Origin of the sequence: Marivirga arenosa, assembly GCF_030503895.2 — a bacterium.
GTDB classification, from domain to species: Bacteria; Bacteroidota; Bacteroidia; order Cytophagales; family Cyclobacteriaceae; genus Marivirga; species Marivirga arenosa.
On sequence record NZ_CP129970.2, the window covers coordinates 2,863,126 to 2,889,106 of the forward strand.

Sequence of the window (25,981 nt, forward strand, 5' to 3'; positions counted from 1 at the left end):
ATAATGATATTATGAATAATTTATCAAAAATAGACCAATTCTACTTAGAAGTGAAAAGCAATAGGTGGTATTGGTTATTTTCAATATTCTGTAGACTGGCTCTATCATATGCCTTTATAGTAGCAGGTATTGTAAAAATAGTAGGAGAGAGGTTTGCAAGCGGTCTTTCCGTAATTCATCCCATGGGAGCCTATTTGGAGGCTTTACATCAGACCGGGTTTTATTACACTTTCATTGGCTATGCTCAAGTTATTGCAGCTATTTTACTTCTAATACCAAGAACTGTTTTATTAGGAGCACTCATTTATCTTCCTATTATTTTAAATATTATGGTTTTAAGTATTGCTGTTAGATTTGAAGGCTCTTTTATTACTTCACCACTTATGGTTTTAGCTAACTTATACATTTTAGCATGGCATTATGATAAATTAAGATTCATTTTACCTTTTAAAAACTTTGTAAAATATCCTGAGAAATTAAAACCGCTAAAATATAATAACAGCTTTCCCTATATATTTTTTTCAATCGTATTTCTTTCTGTAGCAATTACTATTATTGTTTTCTTGAAAGGCTTTGAATTAATGCCAAGAAATTCCCTAAAGGATTGTAAAAAACAGTTCGAGAATACTGATAATGAGAAGAAAGGATTTGAATTTTGTGAGTGTATCCATGTTAAAGGCAACTCATTAAATGAATGCATAGATAATTATGAAACTTTAAATACTTATTGAATCAATATGAAAAGGACATTTCACAGTAGAGATGTCCTTTTTATTTTCCTCTTTCCAGTAGGGTGAACAATAATAAAAATTAGGACTTGTAACTTTATTACTCCATTCGTTATGAAAAACATCCAATGCAGCTCCTGACATCGGAGGAACTAGCCAACTCCAATCTGCAGTAACTTCTCTTCCATTTTTATTTTCCAGACTGACAAACTGCATAAATTGCTCTGATGCAGAATGATGGTCAACAATTTGAACACCAGCTTTTTCAAATGAATAAAGTACTGCTTCATTTAAAACTAATAAAGCATGATCTTTCCATAAACTTTTATTTTTAGAAATGTCTAAATTTAAAAATTTGGCTATTAAAGGTAGTTTATTATACCTAAAACTATCAGCTAAGTTTCTTGATGCAATTTCTGTTGACATATACCACCCACTAAATGGTGCAGCTTGATATTGAATACCTCCAATTTCTAGAACCATATTGGAGATAATGGGAACAGCATACCATTTCAAATTTAAATCTTTAAACCAGGAGTGAGTTGGGTGTTCCAATTTCACTTCAGGTATTAAGTCATCAGGTAACTGAAATAGTTGAGGCTTTTCATTTCGTATTTGAATCACGATCGGTAATACATCAAAATCTCCAAATAAAGGTTTCCATCCTAATTCAACACAGTATTCAGTAAATTCGAGCATATCAGGATCTCCCTTTATGCTTTCATTCTCCAGTTTATAACCCGCATATCTTATCAGTTGCTGATTGTAAATCTTGACATTCTCAGGATTAAATACAGAAATTACGGATTTTATTTTGCCTTTATTAAAAGCAAATTTTATATGTTCTTTTAAGGATTGGAAAACTTCTTCAGCAGTATTGATTTTCCTTTTATCCTTCACCTTCAAGCTATTCCAAAAAAGCCTTCCAATGCATCTATTACTATTTCGCCAGGCTAGCTTACAGCCGTATTCTAATTCTGATTTGGTTAAAGTGTAAGATGACTTTAAAGATAGTTCATTTTGAATTTCTTGAAGTCTTTTATCAACACCTTCAAGCTTATTTTCTTCATAATATTGATGGATATACTGAGATGCTTTATTGTAATCTGTCTCCATTAGAATTGTTCTGACTAATAATTATTACGAATAAATAATTGAAGCGGATTTTGTTTATAAAAAAAGCTTTCCTGTGCTTAATACAAGAAAGCTCTTCAGGAAAATATGAGTTAGTATTAGTTACTTACTCTTTTAAATTTTTCAAAATTAGGTTTTCTCTTTTCTAAAAATGCATTTCTACCTTCTTTAGCTTCTTCAGTCATATAAGCTAAGCGAGTTGCTTCGCCAGCAAAAACTTGTTGCCCCACCATACCGTCATCGGTAGCATTAAAGGCAAATTTCAGCATTCGGATTGAAAGTGGTGATTTTCCTAATACTTCTTGAGCCCATTCATAAGCAGTATCTTCTAATTCATCATGAGGTATAACAGCATTTACCATACCCATTTCATAGGCTTCTTGTGCAGAATAATTTCTTCCTAGAAAAAAGATTTCTCTTGCTCTTTTTTGACCTACCATTTTAGCCAAATAAGCAGAGCCATAACCACCATCAAAACTGGTTACATCAGCATCTGTTTGCTTAAAGATAGCATGCTCTTTACTGGCTAAAGTCATATCACATACTACATGTAAACTATGACCACCGCCAACTGCCCAACCGGGTACTACTGCAATTACAACTTTAGGCATGAAGCGTATTAAGCGCTGCACTTCTAATATGTTTAAGCGCGCTACTCCATCATCACCCACATAGCCTTGCTCTCCTCTGGCTTTTTGGTCACCACCACTGCAAAAGGCATATTTTCCATCTTTAGGAGATGGTCCTTCAGCAGAAAGCAGTACTACACCTATGTCATCATCTTCTCTTGCATGCAATAAGGCGTCAAAAAGCTCCGCAGTAGTTTTAGGGCGGAAAGCGTTTCTTACTTCAGGTCTATTAAAAGCAATTCTTGCCACATGATTTGCCTTTTTATAGGTGATGTCATTGTATTCTTTTACAGTCGTCCAGTTTATTTTACTCATGATTTAAATTGATTTTTAAAGTCTTCAAATATTTTTTGGTTGATTTTGCTGTCGGATTTAATTTCCAATAAAGCAGACTGAGGATAGCTTATAAATCTATCTTTAATAGTATTAAAACTTTCTTCATCTTCAGCTGTAAAATGTGCAATACCAAATTCATTGCATAGATTTTTGGCTTCTAGCCTTTGTTCTGTCTCAAAGAATTCTTCCAATTCTTGCTGTTCTTTAGGCCCTTTAATCATTCTGAAAATTGAACCCCCATGATTGTTTAACAGAATGATTTTAAGATTTGGATAAGGGTATTTGTGCCAAAATGCATTTCTATCATAAAAGAAAGCCACATCTCCTGTGATTAAATAATGAGCTTCTTTTTCTTTTGAAATAGCATGTCCTACAGCACTGCTTGTAGAACCATCTATACCACTTGTTCCACGATTTGCCCAAACTTTAATTGCAGTTCTGTTTTTAAGGCCAATAAAATTGGCATAACGTACGCTTAAACTATTGGCTAAGTGCAAATTACTTTTATCAGGGATTTTATCTATTAAATCTGCTAGAATGGAAAATTCATTGAATTTTTGAGTTGCTAAAAATTTATTAGTTATAGTCGATACCTGATCATTTTGATCTTTCCAATCTTTTAAAAACTGCTGAGAAGATTCTTTATTCAATACAGCTAAAAAATATTGTGGATTGATTTCAATTTGTTTTGTTATGGCTTGAAAAGGATCAGCTATGAAAGCATTATGTTCTTTTATATGCCATTGCGTGTTGACATTCTTTCTTAGAAATAACTTTAGGTTTTTGGATATTATACTTTTTCCAAAACTAATCACTAATTCTGGAATTAAATCATGATTTCCTTCTTTAAGGATTCTCAAGCCGATGGTATCAGTAAAATGAATAGCATTTTTTAAGCGGTGTCCATTGGAGATGATATCTGCATAGATGGGTATATTGAGCTTTTGGGTAATATGATCTAATTCAATTAAAAATTCGTTTTCATATTGCTCCTGACCTAAAACAATGGCTATTTTTGAATATTGCTTTAACTCATCTTGAATGGATTTAATCTCTGAAGTTAATAATGATTTTGTACCGCTAAACTTTTTAATCAGAGGTACTTCATTATCATATTTCCATGGCGCATCCTTTTCAGGATAAAAGGGCTCACGAAATGGAATATTGATATGAACAGGCCCATGCACATTTGAACTGCTTTCTATAATAGCTTCATTTACAAATCTGTAAGTTTGATGCTGTGCATCTTTGTGGGTTAAATCGACTGGAAGATTAAAGCTTTTTTTTACATGTTTACCATAAATGTTTTCTTGTCGAATAGTTTGTCCATCCCATTGATCAATCCATTCAGGTGGTCGGTCTGCTGTAATAATTAAAAGTGGTATTTCTTGAAAATAGGCTTCAGCTATAGCTGGAGCATAATTTAGAGCAGCTGATCCAGAAGTGCAAATCAGAGCTACAGTTTTACGATCTGCTTGAGCCATACCCATTCCAATAAAGGCGGCTGATCTTTCATCACTTATGGAATAACATTGAATTTTAGGGTGACGTGCAAAAGCCAAGGTAAGTGGAGCGTTTCGACTACCAGGGGATATAATGGCTTTTTCTATACCATGTTGATGACAAATTTCTGCTATATTATTAATAATTTGCTGTTCCATAATCAGACTGCAATTTAGGGATTGAGAGGAGTAATATCACCATATTTCAACCCTTTTGTCTTTTTAAGAAAGGCTTTTACCCAACCTACCTGAATTTTTGCTTGAACTTTAAGTGGTATTTTGTTTTGGTCATCAGTCACCCATACTGTCATGTCTTCTCCTCCATCAAAAATAGTCCCATCAACCAAAAGAGCGCTAAACTTTATAGTATTATAGACTTTTTCATCTGGCATTTCCAATTGCTCTTTTCCTAGATATCGAACAAACAGGTTATGAACTTTTCCATCTACTATGAGATTGAAGGGTATTTTTTGATCGGTATTATAGTTTGTAAAGTCTAAATTTCTTGCATAATAGATTGCTGAAAGTACGTCCCAAATACAGTCATCATAGCTGACCGTTTTTGTTGTGGTTTCTTCCGCATCAGAATTGTAAACTTCTGTCTTAATGACGTTTTTTTCTTTTTCGAACCAATATTTATTATTGACTTTATAGCTCCCTTCACTAGTGTTTCTATGAAAATAAAGAGGTTTTAATTGTTCAAGGGTACCAATAGCATCAAAGGTATCCCTTACCTTATATACCCAATCCCATTTTGGCATGCTTCTACCATAGCCTTTAAACCAATGAGCATCATAACCTTCCCACTTTGCGTCTTCTACTGCAAACATCACCTCACCTGCATCTACCCAAATAATTCCCCAATTATATTTTACATCATACCAGATTTCTTCGCCTGCTTTATAGGCTTGATTTTGCTCCAAGCACTGTGCTTGAATAAGATTTGGTACTAAAAAGACTGTGAGGACAAGTAGATACTTCTTCATAAAATGAATAAACGATTTTAACCACTTTTGTTAAGGTGATTTTAATTTATTTTGTTTTTTGAGGTTTTCATTGAAACTTCATATCTAATTTAAGGATGCATTTGCTTTGCAAAGGCTTCTATTGGTTTTACAAATTAAATAGGTTTCTATAAAAGTCTATATTAGTATCAATTTTTCAACAATCTGTATGCACCCTATTGTATTGAAAAGAAATAGAACATCTAATTCTTTTTTTTCTTTAAGGTCATTTATTTCAATGAAAATAAGTTTGCTTTATTAAATAAGAAACACTTCCTGCAATGAAATACTTTATTTTCGTTTAATTCAAACGGTGGATTGCTAAGATTTAATTGATTAGTTTTATTCTTTAAATGATGCATAATCCAATTCGTTTATTATCACAATGTCTGATTTTTCACTAACAAAAAGATATCCTTGGATTTACAAATTAAGACTGCGTTTAGCTATCAGTCTAGTATTAACCATTTTAGTTATTTTTATTCTATTATTTTTAAAACCATTTGATACGGGCGAAAAATATTTACCATTTAAAAATTTAATGTTAGCGGGTTATGGAATGTGCATTTTTATAGCAGATTTATTACTGTTGACAGCAGAGAGGTTAATAGTGTTCAAACTGAAAAAATATTGGATTTTTATTTTTGAACTACTGTACTTTCTCAGTCTTTTTTTGTTATCATCAATTTTGGTTTACTCCTATGATATTATAGTAACTAAGCAAATTGCTATCTCTTGGGACTATTTATTTACTTTTTCATATCAATTTATACTTCCTATAGCTTTGCTATTGCTACCCTTACTCGCATATGTTAGGTATACTAAGGGTGAAATAATATCCCATGAAGAAATTAAAAACCCCGAAGTTTTATTAATAGGCAAAAATCAAAATGACACATTAAAAATAAAACTCACTCAATTAATTTTTATAAAAGCTGAAGATAATTACGTTAGAATAGTTTTTTTAAACGAAAAAAGTGATGTTGAGGAAATACTTATGAGAAGTACTTTATCAAGTATGAAAAAGCAAGTAAAGCACTTACACTATTGTCATCGGTCCTATCTTATTGCTCCCTGGTATATTCAACAGTTGAAAGGTCATAGACAAAAAGCTAGTTTGGTTCTTAAGTATTATAATTCAGAGATACCTCTATCAGGAAAGTATTATACAGCAATTTCTGGCTTAAAGAAGGAATAATTCGCCCCTACAAAAATACAATTTCGTCCCAAATCTCCATTTTTGACCATAATGAAATAGTGTTTAACCACTTTGATTTATTTGGAAAAGTAGCTTTTAATAACTTTTAAGAAGTATTTAAAGCAACTCTCATTTAAATTTTATGTTATGAACGTTTACACCTATATCACACCGATAGTGGTTTTACTCTTTTTAATTGAAATTATAATCACCTTACGTTTTCAGAAGAAAAATTACCCCTTTCAGGATACAATTACCAATTTGGGAACTGGAATTGGGAATCAATGTATTAATCTGGCAGTCGCTTTCTTTGTCTATAAGTGGTACGGCTTTTTATTCGAGTTAACACCATTCCGGATAGAAGTTACTTGGTATACTATGGTACTTTTATTATTGCTGCAAGATTTTATATTCTATTGGTTTCATCGTTTGGGTCACTCTATTAATATTTTCTGGGCAGCGCATATGGCTCACCATTCTTCTGAGGAAATGAATTTATCTGTAGGGATAAGGGCTAGTTTTACTCAAAGACTTTTTCAGTTTTTGTTTTTTGATTGGGTATTAGTAGTAATAGGGTTTTCGCCTGAAATAGTTTATGCAATGGCTGCTGTTCATCTATTATTAGCTTATTGGCATCATACTTCACTTATTAAAAAAATGGGATGGTTTGAGAAATTTTTTGTAACTCCATCTCATCACCGTGTGCATCACGGTGTAAATCCACAATATATTGATAAGAACTTCTCCGAATTCCTTATTATTTGGGATAAACTATTTGGTTCTTTTGAACCTGAGGAAGAAGAAGTATGCTATGGAGTTACTCACCCTCCCAGAACATGGCATCCTATTAATTTAAATTTTCAGTTTTGGAAGCAGTTATGGGATGATGCCAAAAACACAAAAAGTTTTAAGGATAAATTAAGGATTTGGTTTATGCCTACTGGTTGGAGACCTGCGGATTTAGTAGACGAGCCATTACCATCTGTAATAGGATACAACAAATCTGAGCAAGTAAAGTATAAAAGTTCTTCTCTTGAGAATAGTAAAAATTATTTAATCGTACAGCTTATTATAGGGCTTGCTTTTATGTCTTTTACTATCAATATGAATCTACCGCTTAGATTTTGGGAAAGATTCATCCTCTCATCAGGTTTATTCATGATGATTATCAGTTGGAGCGGTATTCTAGAATCTAAAAGATGGGCATTAGGAATGGAAGTGGTTAGAATTTTATTTATGGCCTTTTCTTTAATTTTTGTTCTTCATCAGGCTGAAATCATGTCCTTTACCAGTTGGTCTACCTTCTTTATTTTAATCGTTAGTGGTTTAAGTATAAGCTATGCAGGGTATCATTTTAATCATAAGAATCAAAAGCTGCATCAGGAGGCGATATAATTAAAGCTGATGAATTCACTCCATATTTCATAGAACAATAATCAGAAAAGCAGAAAGAATGAATTAGATTATATTATTAATAATCAACTATTCTTATTCGCTTTTCTGATTTTATTCATCTTCTTTTTTATCATTTTCATTTGGTAGCGGGAAACCTATTTTCCGACTTAACATTTTTTGAATAGCTTTCTCATTTTTTCTCAGTTTAAGAGAATTTCCCAGCAGTTCAATTTGACCATTGCTCATAAAACTATCATATGGGCAAAGCCTTATAAATTGTAAGTTTTGATCTTTACTATATAAATCCAGGCAGTAGTTTGCGATTGCAATGAGTTTCCAACCAGAACTCCCATTATCGCCAAAGTAACCTGGCTCCTCAGAGTTGCCAAAAATATCCTTTGCAAGCTTATGATCCCAAATTCCTTTTACTAAGCCTCCTTTATATGCTTCTTTTTCTTTTGACCTGCAATAGCTTCGCCATTTTTGAATATCCATAAATGGGATCTTATCATAAATTATGTTCCTTAAGGTTTTCAATCTGTAGCGGTTGAAATGATATTCAGGATCTAAAAATAGATTCATATTGCTAGGCTGCAGATTTAGTAATTCAAATTTGAACTTTAAATCTTTATTTAAAAGATCCTTTAAACTAAAATCAAGATCATCAGCTAATTCTTCAAATTCTTCTCCATGATGCTCATAAAGTTTATTAACAGAAATTTCTTGTAGTTCAAAATCTGTTCTTACTTCAACATTTTCAAGATATTGTTGCAATTGAGAAATTAGTGAGCTCTGCTCTATATTCATTTGATTCATGTAACAAAAGTATAAAAACCTTTATTACAGTATAAAGTATAAACTGATTTTATAATTGATGATTTACCTTTATTTTAGAGATGATTAATCATCCTTTACATTGAAAATATTTTGGTCTTTAGCTCTTCTGTTTTTAATCTATTAACAGCTCTCTGTATTATTACTCAAGAAATGAATTGTTACGATATTCAAAATAGTACTAAAAATGAATAATCTTTCCCTGACCATGATTGTGAAGAACCTTCTTCACCGTTTTTACTTACGGTAACTGTGTTAGCTCAATTATTATAAATAAGTATATATAGATCTGGCAGGCATTATAAAGTAACTACAAATGCACTTTTTATTTAAGTGCTATATTTAAATGATTTTCGGCTTTAGCTGTTGAAATCACTCAAAATATTCATTAAATCCATTGCAACTTATTCCAACAACTTTTCAGTTTGAATTTTTACAGTCTTTAGGTTTTATAGGTTCGGAAGGAGAGGAGTTATATTTGAAATGGGATTATCACGATTTTAAACTTTTACGCGTTTTACTCTTGTTGATGGTTATCAGTTAAGATAAAGTACTATTACTGAGATCCCTTTTGAAGCTAATCATTGGCTTAATAAAGTATAGATGTATAAGAAGCAATGGAATTTTTAGCTAGGTTCAGAAGCGAATTAATTTAATCTTGAGTAATTGAATGATGGTGAGTTATGACAATCTGTATACGACTTTTGAATTGATGCTTGGAAAGCGATGTATAAAAGTATTTTCGGTGTTTTTAATCTTTGAAAACTTTACCGACACTTGACAATCAGCCTTTTATACTAGCTATAGAAGGGAGTATTGAAGACCCTAAGATTCGATATATATTTATGAACCGATTGATGGCTTTGTGCCTCAAAAGGGCCGGTGAAAGGTTTAAAAAAAACCGACCCCCGAGGACTTTAGTCAATCGATTTATTTAATTGAGTTTAACTTTAAAAATGAATTACTTCATTGATAGCCTTTGATCACTATCTAAGTATTTCTGAATTACTACTTTGATTTCAGTTTGCGCTTTTTGGCTATCGTAATCATTTGCTAGTAGTTCATCTTGCAAAGCAAATAGCTGCATGAATAATACTTTATCGTCTACTCGCTTCTTGATTTTCACCGTTTCTTTTGAAGCAAATAATTCATCCCAAACGGCTCTAACATCGGCCCAGTATATTTCATGCTCTTCCCACCAATCTGCTGCAACTTGGCATTTTCCATCTTCCGTTTTAGTGTAGGTGTTCCATCCTTTTTCCCAGGCGATAAGTTCGTCATTTTCACCTCTAACCACTTTTTGGTTGTCTTGCTCATGTAGCCAACCGTATTCAGTGATTTCATGTCTATTTTCTCTTACCATTACGTTGTAATCATCTCTTTTAGAGAATTCCCTTCTTGGAAGTGGTGCATCAGCCACAGATTCCCAATAGCTTTTTCCATCAACATGAACCCATGAAGCAGTTCCTTCATATCGTGGTCCATCATCTACCTGATACACTTTCTGAGTCCATTGACCCTCAACTTCTTTTTTATCTAATCCATTGTATTTCCATGTGTTGTCTTTCTGGAATGTGTAAAGATCAGTGTTTTCATACAGCCAATCCTGACGCCAGTGCTTGATGATCATTGTATCACCTACTATTAATAAATGCTGTAATACAATTTTATCCTTAGATTTTTTCACAGGAAATACATATTCAAGGCCAGCAGAGCGATAGTTCTCATGCTGTTCGTAATCTTTGATCGGGGAGAAGGTCTCTGCAAAATTGAACTCTACTTCATAACAGCCACACATATCCATGATGGCTTTTACGTCATCTGCTTTTTTCTTTTTCTGCGCTTGAGCACTCATCACGAATACAACAAGCATGAGTAATAGACTTATTCTTTTCATAATTGAAAGGGTTTTTTAGTGTAAATTAAATTTGTAATTGTTTTATGTTTTCTTAAAATGATTAGGATGGACCCTAAGAGGTAAAGTCCTGACATAATTCCTCCCGTTACATCATCGGGTTTCAGGAAAATGTGAAATAAGAATATATTTAAAGTAATAGGAGTTAGCAGAATAGCGCCCCCTACTGCAAAAAATTGACTCACCAATAGCAAACCAGCTATGATTTCAACTACTCCTAAAAATGGCCAGAAGTAGGTGTTGGCTTTCAATCCTGTGATGAATTGAATCATTTGATCCTTTGTGCTGCCTTTTACAATTTCGGTATTAGATGATTTGCGGTCAGGGCTCGGAATAAATTTCCGAACACCTGCATACACAAATAAACTACCTAAACCTAACTGCACAATAATGAAGAATATGCTGATGAACTTTCCCATCTTTATTTCAAAATTTTATATTCAAAAGTGGTCAAGCCTCTTTCATTGTTTTCATCAGTCAGACTAATAAATCTGATTTTGTAATAATTTCCCTGGCTATCTTGAATCACGAAGAACCGATCATCAAATACAGCAGGAGAGCTTCCTGGCCCGCCTCCTTGTCGCCACGAAGAACCAATGGAATTGATTTCGCTCTTAAACTCTAAATTTTCTGCTTGCTGAAGATTGAAGCCTTCATAAGTAGTATTTCCTTCTAGCATTACCAAAGCTGCTGAAGTATTATGGCGGTTTATGATGATAAAATCATTAAAACTGTAGGGAATACTAGATCCCATGAAAGGGAATTTCTCAGTGTAGGTTCCATACATTAAATCCCAATTTTCTTTCTCAGGAGCATAGTCCACGATTCCATTATCCAAATCAAAATGGACAAAGTTGTGGCTATCAGATTTGCTGATTTGAGCCGTTTCGAAATTTGTATCACCTATATTTGCATAAGCGATAGTATAACCATCTCCATCTTGAGTGATTTTTACTTTCTTCCAAGCTTCATTTTCCCCTGTTCTTTTGATGATGTATACTTTGTTTTCCTCTTCATTTGATGCTATGGGTGCTATAGCGGTTTGTGAAAGATCCCCATTTGGTTCATCAATCCAAGCTGCTGCTGGCGGTGTTGCGGTAAATCCAATTTGCATTTCATTGGCAAAACCTACCGTATCTTCCGCAGTAACGGCAGCTAAATCTGTTTTATCAAGAGGGCGAGCCATCAGCTGAGCGGTGGAATTAAGCCTAACATGATGTCCTGATCCATTGTAAAAACCTAGGTCCCAAATTGATTTATCTAGCGAGTTAGATTGAAGTTTGCTTAAATCAACAAAGGCTTGTTGTGTAAAATCAGGACCACCTGCATTCATTTTTATTGTGCCTGATTGTGCTATAAAATTCTCTGAAAATGCTACTTCTATAGAAGCATTCTGTCCAATTTGAAAAGCTTCAGTTGAATTAATCAAAAATTCTATATTTTCATCATTGTTAATGTTAAGGCCACTACCCGCTTTAACAGTAAAAGTTAATTCGCTCTGTCCTGATTCATAGTTAAGAATCATTTGATTACCTTCTGCTGCCGGTTCAGTATAGAAATCATTATCTGCTCCATAAACTAAGTTGGGGCTTTCAATACTCAGTGAAATACTTCCGGCTTCAGTGGTGGCTCTGGAAAACACTAATGAAATTTGGGCCTCTTGATTCTCCTCATTTATATTGAGACTGCTACTGTTAAAATTGAGGTTAATAGGGGCAATTTGCTCCTCTTCCTTACACCCGGAAATCGCAATTATGAAGCTTAAGAGCATTAAAGAAATGGTACTTATTTTATTCATCTTTATTTATTTTTATTGATTAAACTGATAATTAATTCTTAGGAAATAGCTTCTTCCGTAGGCCATGGCTGTTTGTCCAGTATTATTGCCACTGTGCGCCCCACCGCCAGTAAAGTTATTTTGGATACTTGTGATATTGGTCAGATTTTTTATCCCGCTAGAAATTTGAATCCCATGCTTAAATGCTTTTGACAGGGTGAAGTCTAGCCAGTGAAAAGCATCCATTTGTTGGAGCTCCACAATGGTATTATTTTCTTCATTTATAGTTTCTCGATAAGCTTGATTTGCTCCAGTGAATTTGTAGAACAGTCCAAAATTAATTCCAGGATTTTGCCAATTATAAGTAAGATTGGCATTTGCTTCAGGAGAGTAAAGCATTTCGTTCACCTGATATTCGTCAGATAGTCTTTGGTATCGACCAATATAGGCTACTCCTAAATTAGAAGTGAAGTTACTGTATGTGTAATTCCATCTCGCATTAATTCCGTTGGTTCTGAAATTTTCTAAATTCCTATAAGTTGTTGCAGCCGTAGCCTGTTGTGGAATAAAATATGTAATCATATTATTAATATCGTTGTAGAAAGCACTGATATTAAATTCCTGCTTTCCACTTATCGTAAAGTTGAAATCAGCATTGAAATTGTGCGAAGTTTCAGGCTGTAGATTCGCATTCCCCAATATGTTATGATTGGCATCAATAAATTCGTGATATAGTTCACGAATTGATGGAGCTCTAAATCCTCTACCGTAGCCAACTCTCAGTTGAAGGTTATCACTTATATTATATTTCAAGTTTAGAGCAGGAGTCGGTAGCGTTTCAAAGAGGCTATTTAAAGTATATCTTACTCCCGGCCTTATTTTTAGAGACTCGCCTATTTCGATTTCTGTAGAAGCAAAGAAGGCAGTATTCCATAAGTCTTTACTTCCATCAGAAAGTGTGGTGCCACCTGCTTGCTCATATTGAATTTCAGCACCGAATTGTCCACTCACTTTCCAGTTTCCAACCTGTAGAATATTGCCTTGAACAGTATTTCGACTAAACCAGTCTTTGTAAAAAATGGTATCCTGTTGATTTTCGGAAGTAAGACTTTCTTCCTGTGTAATGGCGTTGGTTCGGAACTCTTTGCTTAGTCTTTCATAATCCGTAAATGAATTAGCCGATTGAAGATTCCATTTTCCCAGGTCAAAATTAGCTTGAATTTGATGCATCCATCGATTGGCATTATAACTTTCATCTATTGAAAATGGATCTCTTAATGGATTATTGTTATTGACAGGGCCAAGATTTAAGATTTCCTCCTGCATCTTCTGGGTAGAATAGGTGATATCGAATTTTTCGGAAGTATAATTCAGCTTGGCATTATGAAGCCACTGGTTTTTGGGATACCACTCTCGGTCTCTTTCACTTCCATTTCCTACCCATCCTCCAAACGAGTATCTCCTTGTACTCGCCATAGCGCTGATATGTTCACTAATTTTCCCGTTTACTGACAATGAAGGAGAATGTATACCTTCTGAAAAAAAGGAATAATTGTCTCCAACGGATTCTTCATGTAATGTGATTCCAAGCGCTAGCTTATCTTGATTAGTCTTTTTAGTAATGATATTGATGACACCTGCAAGAGCGTCCGCACCATAATTTACGGCCATGGGACCTTCCACTAGTTCTATTCTTTCAATATTATTAATATCAATTTGATTGAGATCAATAGCATTATTGGTCCCACTTTTTCCAGTGAGGGGAATCCCATCAACCAAAACCTTTACATACTGGCCGCTTAAACCCTGCATTTGAAAATTGGCATTTCCTGTTGCATTATCTCTACTAAAACGGATATTCAGTTCCTGAGAAAGTACTGTCTGTATATCATTTGCAGCTTGTTGTTCAAAGCGTTCTTTACCAATACTTCTCACTTTATAGACTGCATTTTTTGCAGATTCTGGTTCGTATTGACCCGTCACTACCACCTCTTTGAGATTTTGATTTTTTGGTGAAAGTCGATATTGATAATTTCCAGTAATAGAAATGGTATCGATCAATGTTTTATAATCCAAATGCGAAATGCTTAAAATGACTGGGCTGCTAATAGATGTTTTGATGATCCCATTTTTATCAGTCCATTTTAGATATTGTTTAGAAGAGTTTATTTCCGTAACAGCAACTAATACTTCCTCTATTCCCTTATTATTTGGGTCAGTAATTTCAATTCTAAGCTGAGCCTGCAAATTGATTGCAAATAGGATAGAAAATAGGGTAGTACTAATTGCTTTCATTTAAGTCTATTTAGATTGATTAAAAATAATAGCACAAACATATCCACTATTTATAATCAATCCAAATAAAAATAATTTATGTGTTTTATAAATTTGATTGATAATAGCAATTAAAGGTCTTTGCTTTAATATCAGAATGGGCCAAAAAGTATGTTTAGATTGAATATTGAAAGAAATATAAAATAAGAATCTTCATTTCTATTCTTCATTTCTTTACTACTTTAGCAAATCATAGATTTTAAGGTAAATGACATTAAAAGAGATATTAGTTGGTTTTGGCAACGTAATGTGGGGAACACCACTCTTATTACTATTAATGGGAGGTGGTTTATTTTTCCTGCTTTATTCAAGGTTTATCCCATTTCGCTATTTTAAACATGCTGTCCAAATTTTAAGAGGGAAGTATGATGGAGAGAAGGGAGAAGGCGATATTAACCATTATCAGGCCCTATCAACAGCACTAGCAGCTACAGTGGGAATGGGGAATATTAGTGGTGTAGCAGTAGCCATTACCATGGGAGGGCCAGGAGCGATTTTCTGGATGTGGGTGAGTGCTTTTGTAGGAATGGCTACTAAATTTTTCACCTGCACTTTGGCTGTAATGTATAGAGGTAAAGATTCTTTAGGACACTTACAAGGTGGACCCATGTACGTAATTAGAGAAGGATTAGGTAAAAAATGGCAGCCTTTAGCAGTTCTATTTTGTATAGCTGGAATGTTTGGTACCATTCCAAGCTTTCAATCCAATCAACTTACAGCTGCAATAGGAGAGGGTTTACTTTTACCATTAGGGATTGAATTAACTTTTGGAATTAAATTAGCTATCGGTATTGTATTGGCGATAATCGTTGCATTAGTAATTCTAGGAGGTATAAAAAGAATTGGTAATGTAGCGGGTAGCATGGTCCCCGCTATGGTTGCAGTGTATGTAATTGCTGTAGTGGCAATTTTAGTGTTGAATTATGAATTAGTGCCTCAATACATCAAGCTTATTTTCGTTGATGCATTTACCGCAAATTCAGTTTTAGGTGGTGCAGTAGGCGCTATAGTGGTTGCAGGAGCAAGAAGAGCTGCTTTCTCTAATGAAGCAGGAATAGGTACAGCGCCTATGGCACATGGTGCAGCCAAAACAAATGAACCTGTTAGAGAAGGTTTAGTAGCAATGATGGGGCCTGCAATAGATACTATTGTTGTATGTACGATGACCGCATTAGCCATTCTCATCACTGGAATTTGGCAAGACCATACAGAAGGAATTAGCGGTGTTACCTTAACAATAAAGGCCTTTGATGATTCGCTCTGGGGAGGAAGATATTTGCTAGTATTAGCGCTATTTGTGTTCGCCATTACCTCTTTATTTAGCTATTCCTACTATGGAGGTAAATGTTTTGCTTATCTATTCGGAGCCAAACATATTCGATGGTACCAGTACTTTTATATTGGTATGGTAGTCTGGGGTTCTGTTGCTTCATTAGGAGCAGTAATAGGCTTAATTGATGGCATGTATGCGCTAATGGCTTTTCCAACTATGATCTCAGCTTTTATTTTAGCTCCAAAAGTGATGAAAGCTGCAAAAGTTTATTTTGCTAGGGAGGATTTATAAGCTTTTTCTCAGGTTTTGATAGATTTCAAAATCAAAACTACTAAAGATACCGAAGGCAGATTTTTGGTCAACAACTACATGACTGATTCTGCCTTCTGACATATTTCCATGTTTGTGAAAATTATCCATGGTTGACAGTACAATGCCACCTACTCCTTTATAAAGAGCTTCCCTCTCCAACTTAGTAAATTTTTCCTGATTAAGAATTGGATTGAGAGACTTCCCATTATGCTGATAATATAAACGATTATCTGGCCTTACACTTAAAACGGCATCGGATTTAAATAAAGTTAATGTATCCACAGCTTCATCTATGGTTTCAGCATTTAAAAACGGATACTCAATAGCCAAAGTCATTATCGCTTCGTAGGCTCGATCATTTTCCAGTTCAAATTGTAAAGCCTGCTTGATCGTATCGTTCAAACTTTGGTTTTTCTCTGCAAAAGCTTTAGGTCTTTGAATAATACCTACTTTATTCTTGTCGCGGAATTTGTTGGTGATGTACCCAAGAATTTCCTCATCAGCACTGGAAATTATTACTCTTTTTAGTTTTTTACTTTCAAGGGCAGATTCTACTTTCTGTTCGATGAGACTTTTTCCATTTATTTCAAAGAGTGGAAGATTTATATTTCCTATAAAAGTGTTTCTTACGGGGATGATGGCAAGGGTAGCTGGGGATTTAAAATGCTCATCAACGAATGCAGACTTAATTTGCTTTCGCGTTTTTAGGATTTTGTCTTCATTAGTTGTTAAATTCTGGCCATGCCTTCTATAAGAAAATAAAGGGATATTAATATTACTTACTTTGTGATGAGTGATGAATTTTATCCATAAATCATAACCGTCTTGACAAGTAAAGCTTTCGTTATACCCACCTAAATTTCTTAGGAATTCAAGTCTTATCATGGTGCAGGCCCCGTGAGCAGGCTGGTCATACAAAGAGACTTCTTTTTCAAAATTATGTCTTTTTTCGATCCCGGTTCTGTTGCCTTCTGCATCTACATAATAGTAGTCAGGAAATATTAATCCTAATTCATCATCGCTCTCTAAAACATCACTCATCTCTGCGAGAGCTTCTTTTTCTAAAAAGTCATCTGCATCAAGTCGCATCAAATATTTACCTTTAGCAGCCCTCATTGCGATATTATTGGTAATATTCAGACCTTTGTTCTGCTGATAAATCACAGATATTTTCTCATGGGCCCTATATTGTTCAATAATATCTTTGCTATTATCTGTTGAGCCATCATCTATAATCAACAATTCAAAATTTTGAAAGCTTTGATGTAATACACTTTCTATTGATTGCTTTAAATAAGCATCATAATTGTGATTAGTTATATATACCGTTATTAGTGGATTTAAAACCATAAATTGAATTTAACTGACTTCACAAAATGCAAAGATGGTGTTTTTCCCGCTAGCTTCCATGATCACCTCTATTTCCAGGTTTTTTAATCCGGCTTTGTTGATCAAGAAGTTAATTGAAGGTTCATTATAGATGGCCAGATGTTCTACAAAAAATTCAGCCCTTTCTTTTTCTTTTCCCTCTGAAATAATTAAGTCTGAGTAGGGAAGTTCAATATAAATGATACCGCCCATCTTGAGATAAGAAACAGATGTTTTTAGTAATTGTATAGGATTTTCAACGTGCTCCAATACTTTATTAAAACTGATAAAATCAAATTTACTTTCGTCAGGAATATCATTAACTGAACCAATCCAGGCATTTTCGACCTGCACTTGCTGTTTCACTAACCTTATAGAATGAGGGTCAGGATCAACGCAGTTTACCTTATTAATATATTTTTTTAATTCGTGAACAAAAACCCCAGTACCAGTCCCAACATCCAATGTTTCTACTTCCTCAAAATCAAAACTTGTATTGTTAGATAGAAAATTAATAATTCTACTTACACGTTGTTTATTGTCCGATTGTTCAATTGGCAAAGAGGTGATTCTATTGAATCTTTCAATTAATTTTCCTGAATCTATGGAGTTATTGTAGAAGCCTGTATAGAAATTCTCAGGTAGTAATTCAGGAGCATAAGAATTAAAATAAACTCCACAGTTTAAGCAATGGCAGATTTTTCTGGAATATTGCTGAGCAGCTATTCCATAATCCGTTTCAAGCTTAGGCTTTTCTGTGACTTCAGAAATAATTTTGAAATTGTTTGTGCTGCCACACAGATTACATGCATCTTCCTTATTCATTGCTTAGATCATTAAAAGAGAGTTTCTGATTTTTTTGTAATGATGTCCGGGCTTTTTTGCCTATCACCTTGTCCCAGTCACGAGGATCAATACCATGTGCTGGTCGCAATACTGTTAGGTTTTCTGCGCTTAACACCTGACCCTTTTCAATATCTCGCGAAGGGTAAATAGCTCTTCTAAAAGATTTATCATGGCCATTATCTATCTCTATGGGTAGCGCTTTCTTTTCGGAAGAGCCCTGTAATTCTTTTATCAACTGCACTTTTTGAATCAGCTCTTTAACCTCATCTTTAGTTAATGATACTTTATGATCACGGAAGGTCTTATCAGTCCTATCATCAGTAAAATGAAATTCCAGTATTTCTGCTCCCATAGCAACTGCTATTTCCATAGCATAACTTCCCTCAGTATGATCAGAATACCCTACTCTGCAATCGAGCAATTCCCTGAATCTATCCATTACATTCAGATTAGCATCTGAAGCCTTAATAGGATACATGGAAGTGCACTGCAGAACTGCTATGCTGTCTTTATCTTTATAAAATTCATTTTGTGATCGAATAAATTCCACACAATCAATCACCTCTTTCTCACTTGCTAAGCCTGTAGAAATTAAAATTGGTTTTTTAAACTTCGCCAATTCTGCCAGCATAGGGTAGGCTGTTAGGTCACCTGATCCCACTTTGAAAAAATCCATATAGGGATTTATCCAGTCAAGAGCATCGAAATTCCAAACTGAAGCAGTATAACCTACGCTCTGATCTAAACACATTTTCGCTAGTTCAATATGTTGCTCTTTACTGAGCTCGAACTTTTTGAAGTGCTTATTTCTATCAGGGCTTTCTAATTTGCTTACCAATCCATCGCCTGTGTAAATCTGAAATTTCACATAATCGGCTCCGGAATCAATAGCGAGCTGAGTCAATTTTTTTGCATACTCGAAGTCACCCTCATGGTTTCCTCCGATTTCTGCTATTAATAAAGGTCCGTGTTTACCAGTCCAGTTATTTTGCATTCAAATATATTTTTGTGATTGCTTTCCAATCATAAGTAAAATGGGCTTGATCCATTTTGCTAATAATAGATCTTACAAAGTTAAAATCATTTTGTGTATCGACCGCCATTTTTAAGCCTTTTGCTTCTTCCATTTCTTCATTAGTGAAAAAATACATCTGACCCTCTTCCTCATGATCATAGAAAAAAAGAGTAACATGCTCTAAATAACGATCTTCATTAAAATTGACTATCTGCTTTTGGTAGAACTCAGAAGAAACCACTTCTACACTCATGCCAGTAGGAAATGTTCGGCCTTTCACATTTGAAACAAAATCATATTGCTCAGATAAGGCTATTTTTATAGCCTGGTCAACCAGTTTATGGTCGGTGAAAATGTTGTCACCGTTAATTCTAACACCATAGTCAAAATTGAAGTGTTTCATACAATTTGCAAACCTCTGGCTTACATTAATCAAATCCCCTCTGAAGTAAGGGATTTGATGGTTCTTACAGTATTCTACTATAGGTTCATCGGTGGCTTGATCAGAAGTGGCTACCACTATATTTTCGCTGTACTTTGATTGTTCCAGTCTTTCAAGAATATAGGCTAACAGAGGCTTTCCTTCTATTGATTTGAGGATTTTTCCCGGCAGACGTGATGAATTATAACGACAAACTACAATAATACCAACCTTCATTTTCTCTCACTTATTTTCTTGGCTGGTATACCACCGTAAATTTCATTGCTCTTCACATGTCCCGAAACAATCGCTCCTGCAGCAATTATGGCTCCGTCCTCAATGATAGTTCCTTTTAAAATTTTTGCCCCTGTACCGATCCAAACATCATTTCCAATGGAGACTTCAGCCGTTACATTTCCCTGCTGATTAATTAGTGTTCCCTTTTTTGAAGAATGGTCACTATCGACTACGTAAACAAAAGGGGCAATCAGGCAATTATCACCTATGCTGATTTTCTTAGAGGCGAAAATAAAAGTGTGGAATCCAACAGTGGTGTTTTCACCTATTGAAACAGTAGCTGTTTCATTGCACGCACATATCCTACAGCCTTCTTTAAGCACTGCATTATTATCGACCGAAATATTCTTTGGAAATCGCTGTAATTCTACATTTTTGTCGATAAAAACATCCTTACCAAGATGCTTTAAACGCTTTCTTTCTACAAAAATCCTCCATCGATTTTTCCAGCTGAATTTCAGATGTTTTCTAAGTTGATTAGCCATTTCAAGTCTGCTTCAAGAAATTTAAAGACAAGATCGATTCCCAATCTCTTGCTTTTAATTTTTCTTTAATATGGTGTTTTTTGTAGAAATTATCGATGTCGGAGCGTACTTCTTTTCTCCTCTCTTTCAATCCGGATAAATACATACTTTCAAAAACATATATAGTTTTGCGGAAGTAGGGGAGCTTTTCAAAAATGGATTTGTTATAGAAATACTTACCCATATGCATCAAGAAATACAGTCTCAGAGCACGTAAATTTAATTTAGGCTGGGAATGACCAGGCTCAATAGAATCAAATGTCTTAAGCAAAAAATACAGTACTCTGAGGTGATTTTTACCATCAGCATAGCCAATGGTGTCGCTCACTAAAAGCTCTCTGTTTTTCTTGAATTCTGGCTGATTAAAGATTTCAATATCTTGCTTTTTATAATATTCATTGATTATCTCCTGTAACTTGGGATAGCTGGATATTTTTGGGGAACCGATGTGAAGATTATTCCTTGGGAAATCTGTATCATCATTGATTAATATGGTTTGTTTTCCCAGCATCCATGCTTCTAGGGCAGTAGTTGTTTCAAAGCCCATCCAGAAATCAGAAACATTTATTAGATCATGAATTTGTTCATCCTGACGAAAATAGAGCACATTGTCATAGTTCAGTAACTCATTCATTTCATTTGGCCCTTCAGATAAATCAGATTCAAAGGCCTCTTTTGGATGTCTTTTAAAAAGGAATAAAACATCCGGATTGTTCTCTATGGCTTGCTTTAAGATATTTCGTACAAATAGCCGGTATTTCTCCACCCATTCATATCTTTTTTGGATATCATCAGGAAAAATGTGGGTGAGCGCTTCTTTTTTATGGGCACTATGAATTTTACCGAATGCCCAACCGGCATAACCTATGATTTTGCTATACTTTTCTTTATTATATTTCTTTAAAAACTCATTCTTGCTGATAAATTTTCCGAATACATAGCGATCGAAGCCGGTTGCTCCGGTAAGCACAACTTTATCTTTTTGCTCAGCAGGGGCAATATTCTTGATATATTTTAGTGTTCGTGGTGACCAGGCCGTAACCCAGTCCTGATAGAAGAATTGATCTTTATTGTAGCCCCAATAGGGAAAACTTCCATCTGTTCTGAAATTGCCCTCAGATTCCAGGGCGAAGACTTTGATGTCTGATTGATAGGCATACTTGGCAATTTCAAAATACATATGATGGCCCTTGGCGTTTGGCAATATGATTAGATCAGGTTTCTCTATTTCTATTTTATAGATATCCCAGATAAATAATATTTGCAATTCGCAAGCCACGGCTGTTTCCAGTCCATGCAAGACGGGTAACATTATTTCTGTATCTCGTCCTAAGGCCTTATCAAGAAAGCAAAATACCTTTAGTTTTTTAGAATTGCGGCTCATAAATTTCATTCAGATATTGAGAAAGCTTTCTTGTTTGATTTTCGTTCGAAAATGTTTCTATAACACTTTTATCGATCTTTATGGAATTAGGTTGACTCAGCAATGTTTCCACGAAGTTTTTTATTCCGGTTAAATCTTCATATTCAAAACTGTTTCCAATCTGGCAATCTTGAATAATTTTTGCTGCATCCCCATTTGATTTTCCTAAACATAAAATAGGATTGTATGTCCTTAAATATTCGTATAGCTTGCCAGGCAGACGGCCAGCGGCATTATCAGCTTTATTTAATGGTAATAAAAGTAGATGAGCGTTCATTGCCAGCTGCAGAGATTCCTTCCGTGATATTATACCTTTATAAATGACTTCAACCGATTTGTTTGCGCTCAGTTCTTTTTTTACCTGTTGATCAACTTGACCAGCTAAAATAATCCTAATTTTTCTCGAGGATTTAATCTGTGATAAAGTTTCTAATAAACCCTCAGGATTTCTATCTATGCCTAGTAGCCCAATATGGACAATGTCAAAAAAGTTGTTGTCATGATCTCTTTTTAAGTCTTTGAAATCGTCCTCATCATATCCATAATAGATAACGTCCACGTTTTTTGCTCCAATTGATTCTAAGTCTTTTTTCCAGGAAGGACTCGCAATGGTTATTTTTTTAGCCTTACGGAAGATGTCCTGCTCCATCTTAGAATGAATTTTATGAGCAAAATTCGTGATATACATCATCTGATAATAATCAGCTTGTGTCCATGGATCTTGAAAGTCAGCAAGCCAGGGTAGATTTAAATCTTTAGCAAGATGATAAGCAATCCTATTATTGGTATGTGGTGGGCCATCAGAAAAAATAGCATCAATTTTATTTTCTTTAAGGTATTTTTTCAAATATCGAACTGAAGGTTTGATCCAGAGACTTCGAGCGTCAGGTATAAAGAAATTTCCCCTTATCCAGATTCCCAATTTGTCCAAGAAATTTTGTTTTTTATCTCTTACCTGAACTATTGAATTCAGCGAGTCCTCTTTTTTTCTACCCGTTAACCATTTAAAAATCTTAAATGGTTCTACTATTGGTTGTTTTAGCACATTGATGCCTTGTGGTATATCTTTGAAGCCACTTTCGTCATAGTAGGGGTAATGGGCATTTTCTGCTGTGAATACTATTGGTTCCCAGCCAAATTGCCGGAGATATTTGGCGATTTTTAAAGATCTTAATACACTAATACCTCCGGATGGAGGCCAGTAGTAGGTAATAATCAGGACTCTTTTCATATGGATTTCTTGATCTGATAAGCTAAGCCTCCGATGAATAGAACTAAAATCAAAATAGAACAAACCATCATCACCTTATTACTTATAAAGTAAGCATCCGGTTTAAATTCAAATGTTATTTTATGATTTCCTGGAGGAATCTTTAAAGCCCTCAAAACATAATTTGCTTGAAGTATTTTTGCTTCTTTACCATCAATATATGCTTTCCAGCCTTCCGGATAGTAGATTTCAGAAAATACAGCCAAGCCTTCAGACTTACTCACGCTTTCATAAATCAGTTCATTTGGTTTGTATGAAACTAATTCAATACTTCCTGCGGTAAACTGATTTTGAGATAGTTCAAATCTATTCGTATTGATAACAGCCTCTTGTTTGGTATCTACATTTGACAAGGCTGCAATTTCTTCATCCGGATTAGAAGCGGTCACAACTTCCTGCACAAACCAGGCATTTCCGTTTGCCGATTGATTATCAATTACCTGACCGGCCTGATTTCCAAATTTGATGTATTTGGTATTCAGCATATTTATCACACTGAAATCTGAAAAGTTTGTGCTACCACTTCGCAATCTTTCAATCACCTGGCTAATTTCTCCCTGAAGATGGTTTTCAATCAAGTCTTGATATCTTCTCATTTTCGCACCATGATAGCCCCCAATTGAGGAATGATAATAAGATGTTCTTGCCTCATTGAAAGGGTTGTTGAGATTCAGTACACGATAATGTCCCTCTTCCTGGAGTATTTTTTTATCGGCTTCAGTTTTCTGAACTAATTCATCTCTACTCTCTTTAACGAAATTTTCATCGTTCAAATACCTTTTGGATACGGGTACTAGATCAACCACTAGAATACCTACTATTAGTCCTATAGCAACACTTTTTTTTATTCTGTTTTCTTTCCAAAAGTAAAGTACCCCCGCTGCTGCAATAATAAAAGCAAAAGACCTGAAAGCATCGGTTCTAAACATATCTGCTCTATGTTCTCGAATCAAATCAATTAACCAGGCTTGATCTCCTAATTGAGCATCAACATCACCGCGGAACCCCATTAAAAAAGAAGCTAGTACAAAAAGCAAGCACAGGCCTGCTTCTATTGCAACTGCCGTCAAAAACTGTTTTTTAACAGCCGGCCAATTAGCTTGGGCTATGTCTCGTAATCCTAGGAAAGCAAGTAGCGGCATACACAAGAAAGGCATAGCTACAGTCATGGAAACAGCCCTAAATTTATTGTAGCCAGGGAAGTAGTCAAACATAAAATAATTGAATAGCTCGAAGTTTTTCCCCCATGATAATATGATGCCCAGGGCTGAGGCAGATATCAACCACCACTTAATGTGACCTTTAACAAATATAGCTCCCAGAATAAAGAAAAATACAATAACAGCACCCATATAGTAAGGACCGCTAGTAAAGGGTTGATCACCCCAATAGGTAGGTACATTTTTCACAAATGACCTGACTTGTCCTTTATTGACTCCTCGTGACTCAAGTCCTTTGGCTAAATCTGAGGTCATTGACACTTCTTCCTGACTTGCTCCTCCGTAGAAATTAGGAACCATAAATGTGAATGGTTCCCAGATTCCGTTGCTCCAGGCGAAGGCGTAACTTCTATCTAGTCCGCCTGATGATTCAGTATTGGTGCTTAATTCTGCTTTCCCCCTAATTGAATACTGACCATATTCATAAGCAGTCCAGACTTTCCCGAGATTTGCTCCTAGTCCTAAAAGAACAGCAACGGTCAAGACGCCTATCGCTTTAGCAAAATCAGGCAAAGTATTGTTTTTAATAGCGTTAATTAGCTGGAATAAACCAAACACCAATACCACTAATAATAAATAGTAGGTAATTTGAAGGTGGTTGGATCGGATCTCTAAAGCCATTGTGAGGGCTGTTAATACAAACGCCCATAAATACTTCTTCCTAAAAGCTAAAACTATTCCGGCTAATACGGCTGGCATCCAGCTGATGGCAGCTACTTTCCAAATGTGCCCAGCTTCAACTGATATAAGAAAAAAACTATTGAGCCCGTAGGTTAATCCACCTCCGATTGCCAGGTAAGGATTTACTTTAAATACCAGCAGCAGAATATAAAAAGCTACCATTGCAATAAATGTGTGGCTGGCAGGTGTCGGTATTATTTTTTCTATAGTTCGTGGAATGTATTTTAATAGTTCACCCGACCACTGCGTGTTTATTAAGTAAGCGGGCATTCCACTGAACATACTATTTGTCCATAATGCTTCCTCGCCTGTTTTTTCTCTAAACTCATTAATTTCTTGGTTAGCACTTTTGCCCTGAATCACATCATTTTGATTGAGGACTTTATTTTCCATGAAAAGAGGCCAGTACATTACCATATTTAAAATGATAAAAATAAGGACAGCAATAATATGAGGAGCGATATTTTTAATATTCATGCTTTTTGTGTTTTGGAATTACAATAATAGTTATTTCTTGATCCTAGGCCAAGATCATGACTTTTAAA

21 protein-coding genes are annotated in these 25,981 nt (G+C 34.9%); 4 read left to right on the forward strand and 17 right to left on the reverse strand.

Annotated elements, in window-relative coordinates; genetic code table 11:
• Positions 1-11: 11 nt before the first annotated feature.
• Entirely contained in the window at positions 12-731 is a 720-nt protein-coding gene (locus QYS48_RS12500) for a DoxX family protein (RefSeq protein ID WP_302101446.1), read from the forward strand.
• On the opposite strand, the gene QYS48_RS12505 is transcribed toward QYS48_RS12500, so the two are convergent.
• The 4 genes from QYS48_RS12505 to QYS48_RS12520 form a co-directional block, all read right to left on the reverse strand.
• Positions 717-1,844: a nitric oxide synthase oxygenase gene (locus QYS48_RS12505; protein WP_308356192.1), complete on the reverse strand. Its 1,128-nt coding sequence runs from the start codon at positions 1,842-1,844 to the stop codon at positions 717-719. The two genes, QYS48_RS12500 and QYS48_RS12505, sit on opposite strands and share 15 nt — an antisense overlap.
• A gap of 116 nt (positions 1,845-1,960) precedes the next feature.
• Positions 1,961-2,806, reverse strand: coding sequence for a 1,4-dihydroxy-2-naphthoyl-CoA synthase (locus tag QYS48_RS12510; RefSeq protein WP_308356193.1), 846 nt, complete (start codon positions 2,804-2,806; stop codon positions 1,961-1,963).
• The gene (gene menD, locus QYS48_RS12515; RefSeq protein WP_308356194.1) at positions 2,803-4,488 is read right to left on the reverse strand and encodes a 2-succinyl-5-enolpyruvyl-6-hydroxy-3-cyclohexene-1-carboxylic-acid synthase; all 1,686 of its coding nucleotides are present in this window, start codon (positions 4,486-4,488) and stop codon (positions 2,803-2,805) included. Before menD ends, QYS48_RS12510 begins: the two co-directional genes overlap by 4 nt.
• Before the next feature lie 14 nt (positions 4,489-4,502).
• Positions 4,503-5,315 carry a DUF3108 domain-containing protein gene (locus tag QYS48_RS12520; protein WP_308356195.1) on the reverse strand — a complete coding sequence of 271 codons (813 nt, stop codon included), beginning with the start codon at positions 5,313-5,315 and terminating at the stop codon, positions 4,503-4,505.
• Between the two features lie 403 nt (positions 5,316-5,718).
• Between QYS48_RS12520 and QYS48_RS12525 the strand changes: the two genes are divergently transcribed.
• Both QYS48_RS12525 and QYS48_RS12530 read left to right on the forward strand, forming a co-directional pair.
• Positions 5,719-6,531 carry a LytTR family DNA-binding domain-containing protein gene (locus QYS48_RS12525; protein WP_308356196.1) on the forward strand — a complete coding sequence of 271 codons (813 nt, stop codon included), beginning with the start codon at positions 5,719-5,721 and terminating at the stop codon, positions 6,529-6,531.
• Between the two features lie 147 nt (positions 6,532-6,678).
• Positions 6,679-7,926, forward strand: coding sequence for a sterol desaturase family protein (locus QYS48_RS12530; RefSeq protein ID WP_308356197.1), 1,248 nt, complete (start codon positions 6,679-6,681; stop codon positions 7,924-7,926).
• Positions 7,927-8,037: 111 nt separating this feature from the next.
• Here the strand turns inward: QYS48_RS12530 and QYS48_RS12535 are convergent, their stop codons facing one another.
• The 5 genes from QYS48_RS12535 to QYS48_RS12555 form a co-directional block, all read right to left on the reverse strand.
• Complete coding sequence (locus QYS48_RS12535) at positions 8,038-8,742, reverse strand: hypothetical protein (RefSeq protein WP_308356198.1); 705 nt, start codon at positions 8,740-8,742, stop codon at positions 8,038-8,040.
• A gap of 979 nt (positions 8,743-9,721) precedes the next feature.
• Complete coding sequence (locus QYS48_RS12540; RefSeq protein ID WP_308356199.1) at positions 9,722-10,657, reverse strand: DUF6607 family protein; 936 nt, start codon at positions 10,655-10,657, stop codon at positions 9,722-9,724.
• Positions 10,654-11,094 carry a DoxX family membrane protein gene (locus QYS48_RS12545; RefSeq protein ID WP_308356200.1) on the reverse strand — a complete coding sequence of 147 codons (441 nt, stop codon included), beginning with the start codon at positions 11,092-11,094 and terminating at the stop codon, positions 10,654-10,656. The genes QYS48_RS12540 and QYS48_RS12545 overlap by 4 nt, the downstream gene beginning before the upstream one ends.
• Before the next feature lie 2 nt (positions 11,095-11,096).
• The gene (locus QYS48_RS12550; protein ID WP_308356201.1) at positions 11,097-12,473 is read right to left on the reverse strand and encodes an HmuY family protein; all 1,377 of its coding nucleotides are present in this window, start codon (positions 12,471-12,473) and stop codon (positions 11,097-11,099) included.
• 12 nt (positions 12,474-12,485) lie between these two features.
• Complete coding sequence (locus QYS48_RS12555) at positions 12,486-14,747, reverse strand: TonB-dependent receptor (protein WP_308356202.1); 2,262 nt, start codon at positions 14,745-14,747, stop codon at positions 12,486-12,488.
• Between the two features lie 247 nt (positions 14,748-14,994).
• Here QYS48_RS12555 and QYS48_RS12560 point away from each other — a divergent pair, with 247 nt between their 5' ends.
• Positions 14,995-16,350, forward strand: coding sequence for an alanine/glycine:cation symporter family protein (locus tag QYS48_RS12560; protein WP_308356203.1), 1,356 nt, complete (start codon positions 14,995-14,997; stop codon positions 16,348-16,350).
• Here the strand turns inward: QYS48_RS12560 and QYS48_RS12565 are convergent.
• From QYS48_RS12565 to QYS48_RS12600, 8 genes are read right to left on the reverse strand one after another with little or no spacing between them, the layout of a single operon-like run.
• Positions 16,345-17,721, reverse strand: a complete 1,377-nt coding sequence (locus QYS48_RS12565) for a glycosyltransferase (protein ID WP_308356205.1) — start codon at positions 17,719-17,721, stop codon at positions 16,345-16,347. The genes QYS48_RS12560 and QYS48_RS12565 overlap by 6 nt on opposite strands.
• Positions 17,722-17,730: 9 nt before the next feature.
• Positions 17,731-18,564: a class I SAM-dependent methyltransferase gene (locus tag QYS48_RS12570; RefSeq protein ID WP_308356206.1), complete on the reverse strand. Its 834-nt coding sequence runs from the start codon at positions 18,562-18,564 to the stop codon at positions 17,731-17,733.
• Entirely contained in the window at positions 18,557-19,579 is a 1,023-nt protein-coding gene (locus QYS48_RS12575) for an N-acetylneuraminate synthase family protein (protein WP_308356208.1), read from the reverse strand. Before QYS48_RS12575 ends, QYS48_RS12570 begins: the two co-directional genes overlap by 8 nt.
• Positions 19,569-20,258 carry a hypothetical protein gene (locus tag QYS48_RS12580; RefSeq protein ID WP_308356209.1) on the reverse strand — a complete coding sequence of 230 codons (690 nt, stop codon included), beginning with the start codon at positions 20,256-20,258 and terminating at the stop codon, positions 19,569-19,571. Before QYS48_RS12580 ends, QYS48_RS12575 begins: the two co-directional genes overlap by 11 nt.
• Positions 20,255-20,803 (reverse strand): acyltransferase, encoded by a 549-nt coding sequence (locus QYS48_RS12585; RefSeq protein WP_308356210.1) that lies wholly within the window; start codon positions 20,801-20,803, stop codon positions 20,255-20,257. The genes QYS48_RS12580 and QYS48_RS12585 overlap by 4 nt, the downstream gene beginning before the upstream one ends.
• Before the next feature lies 1 nt (position 20,804).
• A complete protein-coding gene (locus QYS48_RS12590; RefSeq protein ID WP_369592734.1) occupies positions 20,805-22,235 on the reverse strand; it encodes a BFO_1060 family glycosyltransferase in 1,431 nt (476 codons plus the stop codon).
• The gene (locus QYS48_RS12595) at positions 22,210-23,496 is read right to left on the reverse strand and encodes a glycosyltransferase (protein ID WP_308356212.1); all 1,287 of its coding nucleotides are present in this window, start codon (positions 23,494-23,496) and stop codon (positions 22,210-22,212) included. Before QYS48_RS12595 ends, QYS48_RS12590 begins: the two co-directional genes overlap by 26 nt.
• Positions 23,493-25,913 carry a YfhO family protein gene (locus QYS48_RS12600; RefSeq protein WP_308356213.1) on the reverse strand — a complete coding sequence of 807 codons (2,421 nt, stop codon included), beginning with the start codon at positions 25,911-25,913 and terminating at the stop codon, positions 23,493-23,495. The genes QYS48_RS12595 and QYS48_RS12600 overlap by 4 nt, the downstream gene beginning before the upstream one ends.
• Positions 25,914-25,981 lie beyond the last annotated feature (68 nt).